The 1902-nt window shown below is 46.2% G+C and carries 1 protein-coding gene; it reads left to right on the top strand.

The annotated features are described in order from the left end of the window. The coding region (locus VF500_RS18330; protein WP_330861069.1) for a SusC/RagA family TonB-linked outer membrane protein at positions 1-1902 on the top strand (1902 nt) is incomplete at both ends.

Below are 1902 nucleotides of genomic sequence, written 5' to 3' on the forward strand. Positions count from 1 at the left end.
GATGCCGATGGAAATTATAAGATAACTGTTAATGATCCAAACGCCACGCTGGTATTTTCATTTGTAGGGTTTAAAACACAGGAGGTACCCCTGGCCGGAAAGCAGGAAGTGAACGTACAGCTGGCAGTATCTTCAGGTCAGTTGGATGCTGTGGTGGTTGTAGGTTACGGTACGCAGAAAAAAACAAGCCTTACCAGCGCGGTGAGCCAGGTGAGCGGTAATACGCTTGTACAGCGGCCGGTATCAAACGTGCAGCAATCACTACAGGGCCTTGCACCCGGTGTTACCGTGCTTGACAGGGGAGGGGCTCCCGGCCGTTCAAGCGCTACTATCAGGGTACGCGGTATTACCACATTTAACATTAACAGCAGCAGTACCGGCGGCTATGATCTTAGCAAAAACGATGCATTGGTTATTGTAGACGGTATTGAACAAAAACTTACCGATATCAATCCCGATGATATTGATAATGTATCCATATTGAAGGATGCGGCATCTACAGCCATTTATGGTTCGCGGGCTACCAACGGGGTAATCCTCATCACTACCAAAAGAGCAAAGGAAAATAAACTGTCCATCAATTATAATTATTACTACGCTTCGCAAAACGCCATTAACAAGCCCGAAATGATGGGCCTTGAAGCCTATATGCGTTTGGAGCAGGTTGCCTATACGAATGCGGGTGCCGCGTTGCCTGCACGTTTTACTGATGAATCAATCAACACCTGGGTAAACGCAACTGACCGGTATAAATATCCCCTGCCTAATACCTGGTTTCAGACCATGCTGCATGCTGCCCCGCAGCAAAACCACAGCCTATCTATAGCCGGTGGCGATGATAAGATCAAAGCCCGCCTTAGCGCGCGCTATCTTGACCAGGATGGTATTGTGGTTAATTTTAAAGACCAGATCAAAGAGGTAAAACTGAATACGGATTATACCGCCGCCAAGGTCCTGAAGTTCAGCGGCGACCTGAACTACCGTACCAATTACTCAACCGTATCTACGGTTGATCCGTTCAATAACTTTTACCACGGTTCATTATGGGCTGTGCCCAAATATCCTGATGGTACTTACGGCTTAAGCACCCAGGGTAACAACCCGCTCATGTTTGCGGAAATAGGCGGTTTGTCGTCACAGTATGATGATAACCTGATAGCTAACCTGAAAGCCGAACTGGAAATTTTACCCGGCCTTAAGCTATCTACCCAATATGGTGCCCGTGTTGAGTACATTCAGCAAAAAAACTTTACCAACGCCTATTCAAATACTGACAAAAATACCAATATCACCAAAACTGTAGCCAACAACAGCCTAACAGAAGTACGCAACAACCTGCGCGAATACACCTGGAACAACCTGCTTACTTACGATAAAACCATCGGTAAAAGCGCCTTTAAAGGGCTGGTGGGCTATTCTGAAATTTACGATACGCAGAGTTACCTGAGTGCCTACCGCGAACGGTTTTATAATAATGATGTAGAATCGATAGGGCAGGGTGCCAATGACGGCACCAAAAGTAATTCAGGATATGATGCTAATTTTGGTTTGCGTTCTTATTTCGGCAGGGTAAACTATGCTTATGACAACAAATATCTGTTTGAAGCCAACGGCCGGTATGACGGCTCCTCCAAATTTACGGGTGATAAGCGTTATGGGTTTTTCCCATCCTTTTCAGCCGGATGGAGAGTTTCTCAGGAAGGTTTTTGGGATGGTTTAAAGGGTACTGTAAATGATCTTAAGCTGCGCGGTTCCTGGGGTAAAACAGGTAACCAGTCTGTTGATCTGTATAGCTATTACTCGGCGCTATCATTAACTACTTACACCTTTGGCGGCGCTTCAGTAGCAGGGTACCGCCAATCAGCATTGGCTAATACAAACCTGGGTTGGGAATCAACTACC

This window comes from Mucilaginibacter sp., from assembly GCF_036383575.1.
Lineage (GTDB): Bacteria > Bacteroidota > Bacteroidia > Sphingobacteriales > Sphingobacteriaceae > Mucilaginibacter.